General features: G+C 34.5%; 12 protein-coding genes and 1 tRNA gene. 4 read left to right on the top strand and 9 right to left on the bottom strand.

Going from position 1 to position 15,322, the window contains the following annotated elements:
- Positions 1 to 232: 232 nt before the first annotated feature.
- On the bottom strand, positions 233 to 3,634 hold the full coding sequence (locus AABM58_RS03980; protein ID WP_338406420.1) for a peptidase M2: 3,402 nt from the start codon (positions 3,632 to 3,634) through the stop codon (positions 233 to 235).
- Between the two features lie 250 nt (positions 3,635 to 3,884).
- Here AABM58_RS03980 and AABM58_RS03975 point away from each other — a divergent pair.
- From AABM58_RS03975 to AABM58_RS03965, 3 genes are all read left to right on the top strand, one after another.
- A tRNA-Val gene (locus AABM58_RS03975) sits at positions 3,885 to 3,957 on the top strand.
- A gap of 26 nt (positions 3,958 to 3,983) precedes the next feature.
- The gene (locus tag AABM58_RS03970; protein ID WP_338406419.1) at positions 3,984 to 4,880 is read left to right on the top strand and encodes a cation diffusion facilitator family transporter; all 897 of its coding nucleotides are present in this window, start codon (positions 3,984 to 3,986) and stop codon (positions 4,878 to 4,880) included.
- 52 nt (positions 4,881 to 4,932) lie between these two features.
- Positions 4,933 to 6,759, top strand: coding sequence for a hypothetical protein (locus tag AABM58_RS03965; protein WP_338406418.1), 1,827 nt, complete (start codon positions 4,933 to 4,935; stop codon positions 6,757 to 6,759).
- Here the strand turns inward: AABM58_RS03965 and plsY are convergent.
- The 7 genes from plsY to recA form a co-directional block, all read right to left on the bottom strand.
- Complete coding sequence (gene plsY, locus AABM58_RS03960) at positions 6,754 to 7,329, bottom strand: glycerol-3-phosphate 1-O-acyltransferase PlsY (protein WP_338406895.1); 576 nt, start codon at positions 7,327 to 7,329, stop codon at positions 6,754 to 6,756. The genes AABM58_RS03965 and plsY overlap by 6 nt on opposite strands.
- A complete protein-coding gene (locus tag AABM58_RS03955) occupies positions 7,329 to 7,577 on the bottom strand; it encodes a hypothetical protein (protein ID WP_338406417.1) in 249 nt (82 codons plus the stop codon). Before AABM58_RS03955 ends, plsY begins: the two co-directional genes overlap by 1 nt.
- 10 nt (positions 7,578 to 7,587) lie before the next feature.
- The gene (locus AABM58_RS03950; protein ID WP_338406416.1) at positions 7,588 to 9,054 is read right to left on the bottom strand and encodes an alanine/glycine:cation symporter family protein; all 1,467 of its coding nucleotides are present in this window, start codon (positions 9,052 to 9,054) and stop codon (positions 7,588 to 7,590) included.
- A 1-nt stretch (position 9,055) separates the two neighbouring features.
- Positions 9,056 to 10,399: an alanine/glycine:cation symporter family protein gene (locus tag AABM58_RS03945; protein ID WP_338406415.1), complete on the bottom strand. Its 1,344-nt coding sequence runs from the start codon at positions 10,397 to 10,399 to the stop codon at positions 9,056 to 9,058.
- 23 nt (positions 10,400 to 10,422) lie between these two features.
- Positions 10,423 to 11,193, bottom strand: a complete 771-nt coding sequence (locus AABM58_RS03940; protein WP_338406414.1) for a CDP-alcohol phosphatidyltransferase family protein — start codon at positions 11,191 to 11,193, stop codon at positions 10,423 to 10,425.
- On the bottom strand, positions 11,190 to 11,882 hold the full coding sequence (locus AABM58_RS03935; protein ID WP_265022137.1) for a phosphatidylserine decarboxylase: 693 nt from the start codon (positions 11,880 to 11,882) through the stop codon (positions 11,190 to 11,192). The genes AABM58_RS03940 and AABM58_RS03935 overlap by 4 nt, the downstream gene beginning before the upstream one ends.
- A 171-nt stretch (positions 11,883 to 12,053) precedes the next feature.
- Positions 12,054 to 13,121: a recombinase RecA gene (gene recA, locus AABM58_RS03930; RefSeq protein WP_012673345.1), complete on the bottom strand. Its 1,068-nt coding sequence runs from the start codon at positions 13,119 to 13,121 to the stop codon at positions 12,054 to 12,056.
- Between the two features lie 142 nt (positions 13,122 to 13,263).
- On the opposite strand from recA, the gene truA reads away from it, so the two are divergent.
- Positions 13,264 to 14,001: a tRNA pseudouridine(38-40) synthase TruA gene (truA, locus tag AABM58_RS03925; protein WP_338406413.1), complete on the top strand. Its 738-nt coding sequence runs from the start codon at positions 13,264 to 13,266 to the stop codon at positions 13,999 to 14,001.
- Between the two features lie 88 nt (positions 14,002 to 14,089).
- Here truA and dnaN read toward each other — a convergent pair whose 3' ends face one another.
- The gene (gene dnaN / locus AABM58_RS03920) at positions 14,090 to 15,247 is read right to left on the bottom strand and encodes a DNA polymerase III subunit beta (protein WP_338406412.1); all 1,158 of its coding nucleotides are present in this window, start codon (positions 15,245 to 15,247) and stop codon (positions 14,090 to 14,092) included.
- Positions 15,248 to 15,322: the final 75 nt, after the last annotated feature.

Below are 15,322 nucleotides of genomic sequence, written 5' to 3'. Positions count from 1 at the left end.
TTAATGGCATAACTTTTGCTTGAAATAACTGTTTATATGGTACAATTTACAGCTTTTAGTTGCTAAAATTATAACTCTTAGTTTAATAATTTTAATCCAATAAGCTTTCAGGTTAATAAAATTAAATTATTTGAGTAAATACAATACTATGTTTTTATTTGTGGGTAATAGTAAGTAGCTGATGAGATACCGCGAATGAATCGCGGTATGACGTAGGAAAACCTTTCTTGGGTTAGCTATAGATATAGGCCGAGTTGTGATCGTGATAAATGTGGTCGCTTGTGTAATCGAACATTTTCGCAAAGCCATTCTCTAGATAAAGATTATATTCGTTATGTTGACCTAAAAATATAGTGCTATCTTGTGTTTCTAAGCTGAAACCGTTTGTATCTGACAGCAACTCATAGTTTAAGTTGTCTATTTTGGTAATGCTACTTATCACTTTACCGTTATCATTATTAGATATAGCTAAATCATAATGATTGCCATCCTTCATTATCTTGATGGACACCTTATCTTCAGGTAGCACTATAAGTTTCTTCGCATTACTATCGTGAATTACGAATTTGCCATCTTTAAAGTAATATTTGTCTTCCGGCAAAGCACCAACCTTATATCCTGATTCAGCCAATTTGTGCCAAAACTTTAACACAGAGTCTTTATCTTCCCCTTCTGCCCTATTGTACAAAGCTTTTAGGTCATGATAATCTATGGTTACATTTGCCTTATGCTTCCCTTCTGAGTCCTGCTCGCGACTCTTTTCTATTTTGAGAATTGTGTCTTTCAATACCTGCTCTTTTTCCTCCACTAAAGATGCTCTTTTCGTTCTTGTTAAGCTTTGTGATGAAATTGACTGATCAGATTGCATTTCGTCTTCTCTCATGACATTCAGTTCAGTTTGTTCTTTAGCGGCTTGTGCAATAACATTAGTAGTATTGTGACTCATGTTAACTTCTGTCTTAGTTTCACTTACTTGCCCTTTTGAACTTTCGGTTTTTGTATATATTCTCTGATAGTCCGTGTAGCCTCTATTAGTATCACCGATATCACCACTACCTTGATCGAAAGTTATTTTTTTACTTCCATTTCCCATATCCTCAATTTCAACTTGAGGAGAAACAGATGCTAGGAAATCGTTATAACTGTAGTTGTAGTCAGCAGAAAAGAATATTTTCCCTTTGAAGTTATGGAAGTTATTAGATAACATTCCAATTTCTTCGTCGCCATCAAACAATTTTACTTTAGTGAAATATGTTTGATCTTTTATTCTAACTATTTCACCGCTAGAGTTTTTTTGTATGTGGTAATCATTTGGGTCGTACTTTATAGCAAAAAGTTTGCCAGAGCCATATTTCTCTAAGTTTATAAGGCCCACATTTACATGTTTATGGGAATAATCTCTCTTTTCATATTCATGTGCAAATATTGGATCTATGTATCTATATTCGTCTGATATATTTGGCATACCTACTGGATGTTCATTCCCATCTTTCGTCACCGGAACAAGCTTATATGCTCCATCTTTTTCCACTAATTTTAGGTGAGTAATACTTTGTGGTAGTTGAAACCTTACATTTGCTCCATGGTCATGAATAAATAGATCACCTTTCTCGGTAATATAAAAGCCCATATTTTTGAACTCATGTAAGCGCTCGTCTCCTTGCTTTACAACCGCTTCGTACACATCATCGTCTGTTCTATCTGTTCCCTTATTATCCAATAATTTTCCTTTTTCCACGATTACTCCATTTGCCTTTTGCTCATTAGAATATTGAGCATGCTCTGAATCCTGATGATTCAAAATTTTGGTACCTCTAAGGAGCAGAGAATCTAAATCTTTTTGGATGTGTCCAGTGCTAGGATGCAATAATTCATTTTCATGTAAATGCGCTTCATCAAAGTATTCATCACGTTCAACTGTTCTGCCATCTATTAGGGAAGCTTTATAATGACCGTTTTCTTTTGTAACTGCCATGTAAGCACCACCATCATATTGAGTATTTAAGTTGTGCAATATATCCTCAAAAATGAAAGTTTCTTTAGTTTGGCCTTCAACTTGCTTAAAAAATCCTGATTCGCTCAATAATTCTCCAAGCTTTGTATTTCCGTCATATATAGACAGTGCACCCATATCTCCTTGACCGTGAGCTTGCATAGAAAAAATCTTGCCTTCTTGCAGATCAATATGATTTGTACCCCTTATCAAGTTTGAATCGATATTGATCATCTCTTCTAACATCTTTTCTACATCGATGTTCTTAGTCGCTTTTACTTGCTCTAAACCAGTGTTTATGGTTTTATCAAGCAAGGCACTTTTTAATTCCTGATATTTAGAAGGAATTGAGTGATGTTTGTCTAAATATTCTTTGTAAGAAATCTTTCCCTCGCGATATTCTCTACTTATCTTGGGATATTCCATTTGCCTCTGCTCATCCAGATTTTTTAATGCATCATCATAAATTTTCTTTAAATTCTCATCATACTTTGATAGCATTCTAAAAGCTTGCATTTTATACTCTTGACTGTTTTGATATTCATTACCTTGTTGATCAGAGTAAGTTAGTTTATCCTGTCCATCAGAAGTTTTGATTACCTTTAAGAAATGATATTCCTTTGATATATCGAGGTTATCATTTGTTGCCCTATTTATAGCACGAGCAACATCATAAAATGCAACGTGTTCTACAGGAGAAAAACTTCCAACGTTTTCTCCATCCATTTTTTCTATATTTGCTTTATAGTAGGATACGTTTTTAATTTCTCCACCCACTATTTCTTGACCAGTTGCTATAAAATCTCCTTTTGTAACTTGCAAAGCGTTGAGATGTTCCATTGCAGTTTCTGTATCATTCTCAGCAAGCCAGCCTTTAAAGGCGTTATCATGCCCTTTTATTTGATCTAAAAAGCTTCCTGATTTATGTGAGTCACCTTGACGTAAAGCATCTAGGTAGTCTCTTAATAAACTAGGATCTTTTTCCTGTAAGTACATTATCAACGCATGACCTGTTTTATAAACCAGGCTATTTGCTTCGCTGTCCTTTGAATATTCTAAACTTAAAATTTTATCTAAATCCAAATTTGCAGCTTCAGTTTTGTCGATACTTGATCCTTGAGAATTGAATTTATGATCTGAATGATGCTCAAAGTAGTCTGCAATTCCTTCCATTAATACTGTAGGTAAAGATTTGCCTCCTGTAGCCAAGTAAGTTAAACCATGTGCAAATTCATGCTGAAGATTATGAACGCCACCTTGCTGGTAGACGTACATTTCAGCAAAAACATCAGCTTTCCCTTTGTAGTAACATTTACCACCTTCGTCTCCAAGGTAAGAACCGAAACGCTCGCTTCCACCAAGGTGAGTGTAATCATCCTTGTCATCAAACATGTAAATTTTAAATGTTTGTTCTGAACTGCCGCGTTCTAACTCGAATGCGTTTTTAAAATTAGTAGCTGTTTCTCTTATCTCACTTTCAATGTTAGCAACTTTACTTGCTCTTAAATTGTGAGAATAAACCTCTACTTTAATATTTAAATCTTCAACTTCTATAACATGTGGCGAATTAAACCCTTTGCCGTTATTGTTGAAATATTCTGCTTTAGTTATATTTTTATTTACTTGTTGACTAATTGTCATAATTTTAACCTCTAATTTGCTGATCTTTCAATATCAAGCATAAAGTAATTTCCCTAAAAAAAACGTAAATCCCTGTATTAATATAATTTATATCTTAATAAATAAAGTATAGATAGTTAACTTAATATGTAAAATTTAGAATATGGCTGAAATTCTATACAGCTATATTCCGGAATCACATTGGACAAGGACAAAAGCAAAGTGGTTTATTGACTTTCATTCCACCAAAGCACTATACTAAAACCACGATGGGTAATTAGCTCAGTTGGTAGAGCACTTGCTTGACGTGCAAGCGGTCGCTGGTTCGAACCCAGTGTTACCCACGTTTTTGTTTATGAGAAGATTTTATATGACAGCAGTGCACAACGGCAAACACTCAGCAGCGCAGTCCAAGCGCTTAATCTATTCCATAATAATAGTTGCGATAACAATGTTTATGGAAATAGTAGGTGGAATAATTTCACATTCGCTTGCTCTATTGTCAGATGCAGGGCATATGCTTACTGACCTCTTTGCCTTAGTTTTAAGCTGGGTAGCACATAGGTTTTCAGCTAAGAAATCCGATTTGCAGAGATCATACGGATATCATCGGTTGCAGATAATTGCAGCATTTGTTAATGGTTTAACTTTATTCTTCATTGCAGTAATTATTATAATTGAATCAATAAAGAGGTTTATTTTTCCAGTCAATGTTGAGTGGAAAGTAATGTTAATAATTGCTACACTCGGTCTTGTCTCTAACATAATAGTCTTTTTTATATTACATAGTAAATGCGAGAGCAATATAAACATAAAAAGTGCTGTACTACACGTTATAGGAGATATTTTAGGTTCTGTAGCTGCTATACTTGCATCCATAATTATCATGTTTACTGGATGGCAAATGGTGGATCCGATTTTATCGGTATTTGTCAGTGTAATCATTTTGAATAGTGGCTACAAAATTCTAAAGAATTCTTGCCACATACTTCTTGAAGGTACACCTGAAGGGATATCTACTGAGGAAATAAAAAGTAAGATCACATCAGAATTACCTGAAGTGATAGATGTGCACCACATACATGCATGGTCACTGTCTGATAATTATTTTATAATTACCATGCATGCCAAAGTAAAGCAAGATGCACAACACACCAATGTTTTATATGAAATAAAAAAAATATTGCTAGATAAGTTCGAGATAGCACACTCTACAGTCGAGATCGAATACGATGAATGTGCGGATAATAAGATACTTAAACATTGACGTTTTAAATTATTATGCTATTACTAAAGTGTAATGATGTTGAAGTTAAGCTATGATAGGTATTTCTCAAATACAATTTCCTTCAAAGGAATCTAGCAGGCTAAAGTTTGTTAGTTATTTTGCAACTTTTGTTTCTTTAAGCATTATCACTAATCCCGTTAATGTTCTTTTTTCTCTTGGTACTATATTCTTCAGGTCTGAAATTAAAACTCTTTATATCTACAAAGAAATAAAAACGGCAAAACAGCAAAAAATGAGCAAAAGGGAATATTGGGGAATATTTTTTAAAAACAATACAATCAAGGTAGTAGCCTTCCTCTTGTTTTCTGCTTTCATAACATATTTGACTTTCACCTCCACTTTCTTACTAATTTCGTTACTGGGAACTATACCACTTACAATGCTATTAATTTTATTGCAGAGTGAACTAAGGCCAAAAGATTTTAACCCATTTACGCTGCTTAAAGCTTCTATAAATTTCTTTTTGGAAGGTATAAAAGAGAATTTACGTGGTATGGTTAATAGTTTTGATGTTAAGCTCGAACATTTGCTTCCTCATCAATTAAATGATGGTATCAATAATAACGTTCACGAATTAAGACATAAGTATGGTGAAGAAGTATCCGAAGACGTTATTAATGATAGAGAATTTAAGCAATTTATTGAATATATAAATGATTTATATAAACTTAATTATCGTCAATTTAGTGATGAAGATAAAGGAAGAGTAATTGCATTTTTAAATGACTTTTGCAAAGATGATCAAAAGCATAGCTCTGGTTTCACAGGTGGGCAGATTTTACTTCTAGTTCTGAGAGCCTGCAATGATGGAGAGAGAGAAGCTGTAAAAAATAAAAAAGACGCGTTAATTACAAATTTGCTTGATAGCCAAACTTTCTCTAGACAAGAGCGTATTCCTAACACCTGCTTTACCGGTATTGTTTATAGGATGTTAAGTACATTAGAAGGTATTCATCCTGATCCAGAAATTAGATTTACTCCTCCAAGGCAAATATTACTTCCAGAAGCACAAAATGAAGCACGTAAGTTCATGTTAGACAGGTTAAAAAACAAGAAAAACAATAAAGAAATTTTTAATGCTTGGTATAAGGTTCAGAACAATCCTGGTGACAATGAAAGTCAAAAAATAGTTGATGATTTTATTTCAGAAGTAAGTATTCCTTTAATGAGAAAATTATTGAGTATTACTTCTCAATATAGTGAACAAATTGTGCTGACGTTAATGAAAAGCATTGGTTTTATGGAATTAAATATGCTAGAAGATTTTCTTCTTGACCATATAAGAAATAAGCTGAAGGAAAATAGTTTAGATAATCAAGAACATTTATTAAAAAACGTTAAAGAAAAAGTATTCTTAGGGCTATTAAATCGAGATCTACTCAAGACAGATTTTTCTCTCAAGGATTCATCTTTGGATGGAGCTAAAAGAATAGCTGACAAAATAATAATAGGAGAGGTTGGGAAATTTAGGTCAGAAGCTGCTGAAAAGGCTAGGGAAGTTAACCCTATAGAAGCTCAAATAGATGCTACATTGCAAAATCTGTCAGCCTTGCCACGAGAAAAGAAGTGTTGCATTGCATATAACAGACTAAGTAGCCAGTATAAAGGTGATGAAAGAAAGATAATGGAGGACATCTTACTAAAAAAATTAGAGATAACGAAAGAAGAAATGGATAAGATGCTAGAAGAGAATGATATACGTAAGCTAAAATTAGCACTTGATGATGCATGTAAGAAAAGTGGAAAAAGCATGGAAGAAATGATAAAAGAAGTAGAGGAAGTAGTCTCAAGTCGTTTCTCGCATGAAGTATCTGTTAGTAATATAGCAGCAGAAGCAGCAGAGTCAGCACGCTTATAAAAATTTATGTTCCTTACCTTGCAGAAGATTCACAATATTTTTGTGGTGCTTTAAGAAAACTAGTGCTCCTATAATTAGTAATGTTAAGAACAAATTCCTCTGAAAAAAAAAGGACCATGCTACAGCCGTTGAAGTAGCACTGAGTGAAGCAAGGGAAGAGTATCTAAAGGCAAGAAAGACTATTATCCAAATTATTACGAATACTAAAGTAATATCAATGTTAAATGCTATCAGTATCCCTAGAGTGGTTGCAACGCCCTTTCCTCCACTGAATTTTAGCCATACAGGAAACATGTGTCCTAAAACTGCTAAAATTGCAGATGCATATATATAAAAATCGTTATTATCACAAAATTGTTGTGCTATATAAACGGCGATGAATCCTTTCAAGGAATCCAGAAGTAATGCCAGAGCAGCAAGAAATTTATTTCCTGTTCTTGCAACGTTTGTAGCACCAATGTTTCCTGAACCTATTTCTCTTAAGTTTATCCCTTTTATTCTTGTAATGATTAAGCTAAACGGTATTGAACCGAGTACGTAGGATAGCATAAGGATTACATACCTCTCCATCATTCTAGCATCCTCTCTCTTGTCATCCCAGTGCGTGACACTGGGATCCAGCGAACTTTGTTCGCAAACGAACCTAGTAGATAAATATAAAATTTTACATTAAAACATAACACTATGGTGGAACTACATGCAAAATAGATCCCAGTGTCAAGCACTGGGATGACAAGAAAGAGCTTTGGGATGACAAGAGGGAGTTTTGCTATGACAAGAAAATGGCACTGAAATGACATCTGTTGTTGTACCTTCATATGCCAAAATTTAATTAATTTTATTATTCCTCAGCCTTTTTAGGTAGCACTGAACTTCATCGTTAATCTGATTACTAAACAGTATAAGCGCTGTCATGTTGATAAGAGCTAAACAAGAGAATAAAGTTCCACCAATATTGGCAATAGCCATTATATCTTTAGAAAGGCCAGAGAAAAACGCCACAATTATTACCGCTATGCGGTATATCACTATACTTTTTGCACCGAATAAATATAGCCACCCCATTTCACAACAATATACAAATGAAATTACCGAAGAAAATGCAAACAAAGGTGCAGCTATGGTTAAAAGTATAGGAAACCATGGGGAAACTGTCTCAAATGCCTTTTGAGTAATTAATATCCCTTCACCAACACTAGTCTGGTATGCACCTGTTATTACTATTGTTATTCCTGTTAAACAGCAAATTAACATTGTGTCAAAGCATGGTTCTATCATAGCGACTAGTCCAGTTCTTACTGGTTCTTCATCTTTAGTTGTTGCATGAGTAATTGAAGCAGAACCAACACCCGCTTCGCTGGCAAAGATTGCCCTTTGAATTCCAGCAACAAATGCTCCTACCATCCCTCCGCCAACAGCATTGAAATCTATCATAGTGGAAAATAATATTTTCAACGTATAACCAAGGTTATGAATATTAAATGCAATAATAATAATACAACTAAAGATATATATAAGTGACATAATAGGCACTAGTGCAGAAGATACTCTAGCTATCCTTTTAATTCCGCCAATAATCACTAGAGCAAGCAGCGCAGAGATTATGGAAGAAAGAAACCAAGAGTGACCATCTACCCAACTTGAATAGCCAGATAATATTGAAACCATTTGGTTGGTTTGAAACGCTACACTTCCACCAAGACCTGATAATACAAAGAATACTGCATACATGGCAGCCAGCACAATACCAAGTTTTTTAAATCCAAATTCCTCCAGACCATTCCTTATATACTGAAAGGGACCACTAAACAATTGGTCCTGATCTTCTGTTCTATGTCTAAACGCCAACGTTACCTCAGCAAATTTTGCTGACATACCAAAAAAACCTGTAATCATCATCCAAGGCACCGCTCCTGGTCCACCCATTGAAACTGCAATTGCGACTCCAGCAACAGTTCCAAGGCCTACTGTGCTTGAAAGTGCAGTCATAAATGCCTGAAAATGCGTAATATGACCATCATGGTGATTCGTGTCATATTTTCCACATAAAATAGCAAACGCATGCTTAAACATTCTTATGTTGAGAAATCCAAAACGTAATGTTAGAAACACATAACCAAAAACTAGTAGAAGGATTATAAATGGCACGTAAAGGATCTTGAAAAACAGTACTTCATTCATGAAGTTATTTATTCCATTCAACACAGCGTCATAACTTTCGTAAAAACCTGAAGCAGCGTACACATCATTAAACAATAGGCAAAATAACACCATACAAAGCAATCTATAAATCATGTTAATACCTTTTAGAATTGTAATAAGAATCTATTGTATTCAAAACTTCCCTTCTTAGTAGATATATTGCAACAGCATTTGGAATCATAAGGCACATAAACAAACTGTCACCTAGGTAAGATATAAATTCTATATTTTTTGACATACAACTAATATACACTGAAATCACTATAAGAATTTGGAACGGTATCAGTATTTTTTTATTACCAAATAAATACAGCAGAGCAACTTCGCAGTAGTAACAATAAGCTATTATTGTGGAAAATGCAAAGGAAAACATCATTAGTGGAAAAACTAACTTGCCGAACAAAGGTAAAGCTGTTAAAAATACCGAACTAATTAGTGTAATATCACCCACGTTATCAGTGCTATGCATACCAGTGATAATTATCACAATACCAGTCAAAAATGAGATTAATATTGTGTCTATAAGTGGTGCAATCATTGCAACGCACCCAACTTTAATTGGATTTACCTCTTTTACAGTTGAATGTGCTATAGCTGCTGTTCCGGTACCTGCTTCGTTAGCAAACACTGATCTTCTCACTCCGGCTATTAATCCGCTCAATACTCCGCCTCCTATAGCTGATTTGTTAAAGATGTCTTGGAATATTATGGATAAAGCATTCAGCAAGTTACTTCCGTTTACATAAATTAAATATATACACATACCCACATATAGCACTATCATAATTGGTGCTAAGCTTGTTGAAACGAAAGCAATGCGCTTTATTCCTCCCAATATTACAATAAAGACAAGCAGGGATATAATAATGGACGCGTTGTATTCGAAGAGGTTATTTGACAATGCTGCTATCTGATTTGCTTGAAATGGTATACCGCCCAAAATCATTGCAATAAGTAGCATAATCGCATAAGTGAAGGCAAGAAATCTACCAGTTTTTGCAAATCCAATTTTTGCAAGCCCGTACTTCATGTAATAAAAAGCCCCGCCAGTTGTATTTTCAGAGCGATAAGTGAATGCAAGCACCACCTCGGTAAACTTTATCGACATACCAAGTATTCCAGTAATTACCATCCAAAAGACTGCACTTGGGCCTCCTATTGTGATAGCTATTGCAACTCCTGATATTGTTCCAAGGCCAACTGTTCCTGAGATTACTGTTGCAAATGCTTGAATATGAGTGATGATACCATTGTTATTACCATTACACTTTAGGTTGAATAGCGTCTGTACTCCATGCTTGAATAATCTAAAGTTAATGAATTTGAACCGAACCGTACAAAAAACTCCAGTTGCAATTACCCAAATAATTATAAATGGAATGTTGAATATCTTTATATATAGAAGAGAGTTTAATAGATCAGTTACTTTTACAATCATGCTGCTCACTACTTTTGATATAGCTAACGAGTTTTATATGTAAAATATATGTAAAACCCGATGCTTATTGGAATAGTAAGTGTATACACTATACCTAAAATTGGTAGAGTTATCCAGGGCTTACTGATGAAAAATACAATAAGTACTCCAAAAAATGACACAAATATATAGGATAGGCTTTTGGGAATATAAATATATTTTGCAGAGAAAGTTGGAATGTGACTTATCGAAAAAAATGAAATGGCCAGAAAGTAACAAGCTACGTTTCTTGTGTTAAAAAATCGCTCTATGAGAAGTAAGTATTCACTCTCATGAGATTGAAAGGTAATAATTATTGGTAACAAAGAAAGTAAAGCACACACTGGAGCTGGAATACCAGAAAAGAAAAATTTTTCCCAGTGTGATTGTTCTGAGTGTAGCGAAACATTAAATCTTGCAAGTCTTATTGATATGCAGATTACATATATCATTACTAAAATCCAACCTATGACTTTGATTTCGTTTAGCTTCCAAAAATACAAAAGAAATGCAGGCGCTGCACCAAAATTTAGAAAATCTGCAAAAGAATCAAGCTGGGCTCCAAAATCGCTAGTTGATTTTAGAATTCTAGCTATTCTGCCATCCATTCCATCTATTATTGCTGCAATGATGATAAAAATTACTGAGAATTCCCATTGTTCATTAAATGTAAATTTAAGTGAAGTGAGACCAGAACATAAACCCAATAAAGTTATAAAGTTTGGGAATAATTTAGTAATAGGTAAGAATCTACTGTTACTTCCATCGTTATTCATATAACGTCAAAAGTAAGCTTCTCTTGAACGTTTTCCTTATTTAAGTTTGCTATAATTGTTTCACCACCAATAACAGTTTGCCCTTCTGAAACTCTTACTTCTATATCAGCAGGAACATAAATATTCACTCTACTGCCAAATCTTATAATTCCAAACCTTTCACCTGCTTTTACGTTCTGGGATACTCCTAAATTACAAACGATACGACGTGCAATTAATCCAGCTATTTGCTCCACAATAATTTCTTTTCCCTTTTCGTATTCAATCACAATAACCTGCTTTTCATTTTCATTACTAGACCTATTGCTCATTGCGGATACAAACTTGCCTTTTTTATAACTCATTTCCTTTATCGTACCAGATATTGGTATACGGTTCACATGGACGTTCAAAACACTTAAAAATATGCTAACAAGCGTAAACTTCTTCTCTTCTCCATTTTCTGCCGATAAAGGATAATTAACTTCTTCAATTTTTGAAATCACACCATCAGCAGGACTTAATATAAGATCCTTATTGTTTGGCACAGCTCTTGCTGGATCACGAAAGAAATAAGTACACAATAATGTCGGGAACAAGCACGTAACACCAAACCCCCAAGATATAGAGAATGCTATACACGTTACTATAAAGGAAACTACTATAAATGAATAACCTTCCCTGTTTATATTAGGTAAACTAAAACACATAATCTTATTCACAATAACCTATTGTTAACAATTTATCATTTATAATTTCTCATGAAAAGCTTTTTTTAACTGCTTCAGCAAAGTCTTTTTGATACAAGACAGATTGTTATATTAGCACACCATCATACTGTAACAACCCGTCCAACACAAAATCTAATGCCTAAGTTTAGATCAGAAAACTGATTCTTCTAAAAGTTGCTCACTATCCTCGTCTATTATGATAGAATTATCATGATTTCTGAGTAAATCTCTGATTTTCGTTTCTATTTCATTTGCGACTTCTTTGTTTGTTTTTAGGTAAGTTTTTACATTCTCTCTTCCTTGCCCAAGACGTGTGTTGTTATATGAATAGTAAGCGCCTGCTTTTTCAAGCACACCAAGCTTTGCTCCCATATCTATTATTTCTCCGAGTTTTGATATACCTTCATTGTACATTATATCAAATTTCGCTTCTCTAAATGGAGGAGCAACTTTATTTTTTACAACTTTAACTCTTGTTTCATTGCCTGTAATATTTTCTTTGTCTTTTATTACACCAATTTTTCTTATATCAAGCCTTACAGAAGTATAGAATTTTAATGCATTTCCACCCGTGGTAGTTTCAGGATTTCCATACACTACTCCTATTTTCATACGAATTTGATTAATAAATATCAATATACAGTTCGCTTTTGAAACGGCAGAGGTTAGCTTTCGTAGCCCGTGACTTAGAAGCCTTGCTTGCAGCCCCATATGTTGATCACCCATATCACCTTCAATTTCAGCTCTTGGGGTTAACGCTGCAACAGAGTCAATAACTATCACATCAACCGCACCGGAACACACTAAATACTCAACAATATGCAACGCCTGCTCTCCAGTGTCTGGTTGTGAAATTACTAAATCATCAGTGCTTACCCCAAGTTTACGAGCATATAAGACATCCAATGCATGTTCTGCATCGATAAATGCGCATGATCCTCCTTTTTTTTGTGCTTCAGCAATCACGTGCAAGGCAAGAGTGGTTTTACCAGAACTCTCGGGACCAAATATTTCAATTATACGCCCTTTTGGCAGACCTCCAACACCTAGAGCCGAATCAAGCGCAATTGATCCTGTGGATATTGTGTCTATTTTTTCTACAGGGTTTTGCTTCAACTTCATTATTGCACCTTTACCGAATGCTTTTTCAATCTGGCTTATTGCGTTATCTAGCGCTTTTTGTTTATCACTATTTCTTTCTTCTGGGTTACTTGCCATAGATCATTTATTAATTTATATAATTCTCTATGATAATCGAACGCAAGTAACCTGCCAAGGGTTTTTTAATAATGAAGAACGTTATCATAGAAAAATTAGCTACCTAAATTATATTAAGATAGAAAGTTAGATAGACTCTGCAGTGCGATACAAAATAACGGTAGAATATAATGGTAGTAGTTTCTCTGGTTGGCAAAAACAGCAACACTCTGCTAACTCAATCCAGGAGAAGATAGAAAATGCTATATTTAATTTTAGTGGTGAGAAAATTGCCTTGTACTGTGGTGGCAGGACTGATGCAGGGGTTCATGCTTTAGGACAAGTTGCTCATTTTGATATGGAAAAGGAATTTGAGCTTTATAGAATAAGAAACGCAATAAATTATCATTTAAAATCAATTCCTATAGTCGTGCTCAATGTAGAAGTTGTAGATGATGCGTTTCACGCACGGTTTTCAGCAAAAAAAAGATATTACGAATACAGAATAGTTAATCGCTATGCTCCTGCCGCTCTGGAGACAGGTTATGTATGGCAAGTGTTTAGTCCACTTGATGTAAATATTATGCGTGAAGCTGCTAAACATCTACTTGGAAAACATGACCTTTCAAGTTTCCGTTCAAAAGATTGTCACGCCGCAAATCCGATAAGAACAATTGATGATATCGATATAGTACAAAACGGGAATCATATACACATCAAAATATCTGCTATTTCCTTTTTACATAACCAAGTGAGGATTATTGCGGGTACTTTAGTTGAATTTGGAAAAAATAGAACCAATCCGCAAGAAATGCTACATATATTAAGCCAATGCAAAAGAAGTGCTGCTGGGGTTACCGCGCCGCCTTTTGGCTTGTATTTGGTAAAGATAGATTACTAATTTAATAAAAAGTAACGTTCTTAGTGAAATAAGTGTCATACCGCCGCAGTATCTCCAGATCTCGCTAACAAGCAGCGAGATGACGAGTTTAAGTTCTCATTGGCATCACTACATATAATACACTTGAATCATCTTCATCAGTGATAATTGTAGCACTATTACCATCGGCTAAGCTAAACTTACATTTATTTTTTATGCAAGATAGAACATCAAGCAAATAACGCGAGTTGAACCCTATTTCTATAGGGGCTTCATTGTAGTCCACTTCTATGGATTCAGTTGCATCACTGCACTCTTGGGAGTTTGAATGCAGAGTTAGCAGCTTTTCTTGTAGTGAGAATTTAATAGATTTTACTTTATCAGATACAACAACGGAAACTCGATCTATAACATCTGAAAATTTTTTACTTTCAATAATCATATGCTTATCTTGAGATGCTGGAATAACTGCTTTATAATTTGGAAAAGTCCCATCTATTAATTTTGATATTAGAATATATTCACCGCATGTAAACTTGATTTTTCTGTCTGAGAGTTTTACATTAATTTCATTACAATCGTCCAATATTTTTAACAGCTCCATAACAGTTTTACGTGGAATAATCACACCAAATTCGCCATTGATGTTCCCAGGCTTTGGCCTCTTTATACATGATAAACGATGGCCATCAGTTGCAACGCAGTACAGAAATTGCTCATCTGTATGTAGATATATTCCATTTAAATTATACCTTGTATCATCTAGTGATACAGCAAATTTTGTTTTAGTTAATAAGTCTATCAGGTCCGTATTTAGTAGAGTAAAATCATGTTTATAATTGTCTTCTTCAAGAGCAGGAAAACTGCTTGAAACTACATTCGGTAAAGAAAAGTTTGCATTTCCGCAAGACATCAATAATTTTCCTTGGTTATTTACTTCAAAATTGACATCCAAATCAGCGGGTAACTTCTTCACTATGTCATGTAAAGTATGCGCTGAAATTTTTACTTCTCCTTCTGTTAATACGGTTGCAGCAAGTGAGGCAAACATTGAAATGTCAAGATCAGTTGCCATTAATTTTATGCTGCTGTGTTGTGTTTTGATATTTATACACGCCAAAACATCTATTGCATTACGCCTTTCAACCACTCCACTTACTCTGGATAATGTATTTAAAAGACTTGTGCGGCTCACGCTGAAATGCATCTGCTCGCACACAGAATTTTGCTTTTTGATTTCTGTATCTACACCTGCAACCTCTGACATTGCTAACTCTCAAAAATATATTTTAAATGATATCCACATCCCATATAAAATAAAGTGCTATTTATATTTCCATTG

The organism is Wolbachia endosymbiont (group A) of Longitarsus flavicornis (genome assembly GCF_963931955.1).
Taxonomy (GTDB): Bacteria; Pseudomonadota; Alphaproteobacteria; order Rickettsiales; family Anaplasmataceae; genus Wolbachia.
The sequence above is the reverse complement of the archived record's forward strand: the minus strand, read 5'-3'. Positions and strand labels throughout refer to the sequence as shown.

Bases quoted from the DNA above. Each gene is read 5' to 3' on its own strand.
- AABM58_RS03980 (WP_338406420.1), bottom strand. From the start codon at position 3,634: ATGACAATTAGTCAACAAGTAAATAAAAATATAACTAAAGCAGAATAT.
- AABM58_RS03970 (WP_338406419.1), top strand. From the start codon at position 3,984: ATGACAGCAGTGCACAACGGCAAACACTCAGCAGCGCAGTCCAAGCGC.
- AABM58_RS03965 (WP_338406418.1), top strand. From the start codon at position 4,933: ATGATAGGTATTTCTCAAATACAATTTCCTTCAAAGGAATCTAGCAGG.
- plsY (WP_338406895.1), bottom strand. From the start codon at position 7,329: ATGGAGAGGTATGTAATCCTTATGCTATCCTACGTACTCGGTTCAATA.
- AABM58_RS03955 (WP_338406417.1), bottom strand. From the start codon at position 7,577: ATGAAGGTACAACAACAGATGTCATTTCAGTGCCATTTTCTTGTCATA.
- AABM58_RS03950 (WP_338406416.1), bottom strand. From the start codon at position 9,054: ATGATTTATAGATTGCTTTGTATGGTGTTATTTTGCCTATTGTTTAAT.
- AABM58_RS03945 (WP_338406415.1), bottom strand. From the start codon at position 10,399: ATGATTGTAAAAGTAACTGATCTATTAAACTCTCTTCTATATATAAAG.
- AABM58_RS03940 (WP_338406414.1), bottom strand. From the start codon at position 11,193: ATGAATAACGATGGAAGTAACAGTAGATTCTTACCTATTACTAAATTA.
- AABM58_RS03935 (WP_265022137.1), bottom strand. From the start codon at position 11,882: ATGTGTTTTAGTTTACCTAATATAAACAGGGAAGGTTATTCATTTATA.
- recA (WP_012673345.1), bottom strand. From the start codon at position 13,121: ATGGCAAGTAACCCAGAAGAAAGAAATAGTGATAAACAAAAAGCGCTA.
- dnaN (WP_338406412.1), bottom strand. From the start codon at position 15,247: ATGTCAGAGGTTGCAGGTGTAGATACAGAAATCAAAAAGCAAAATTCT.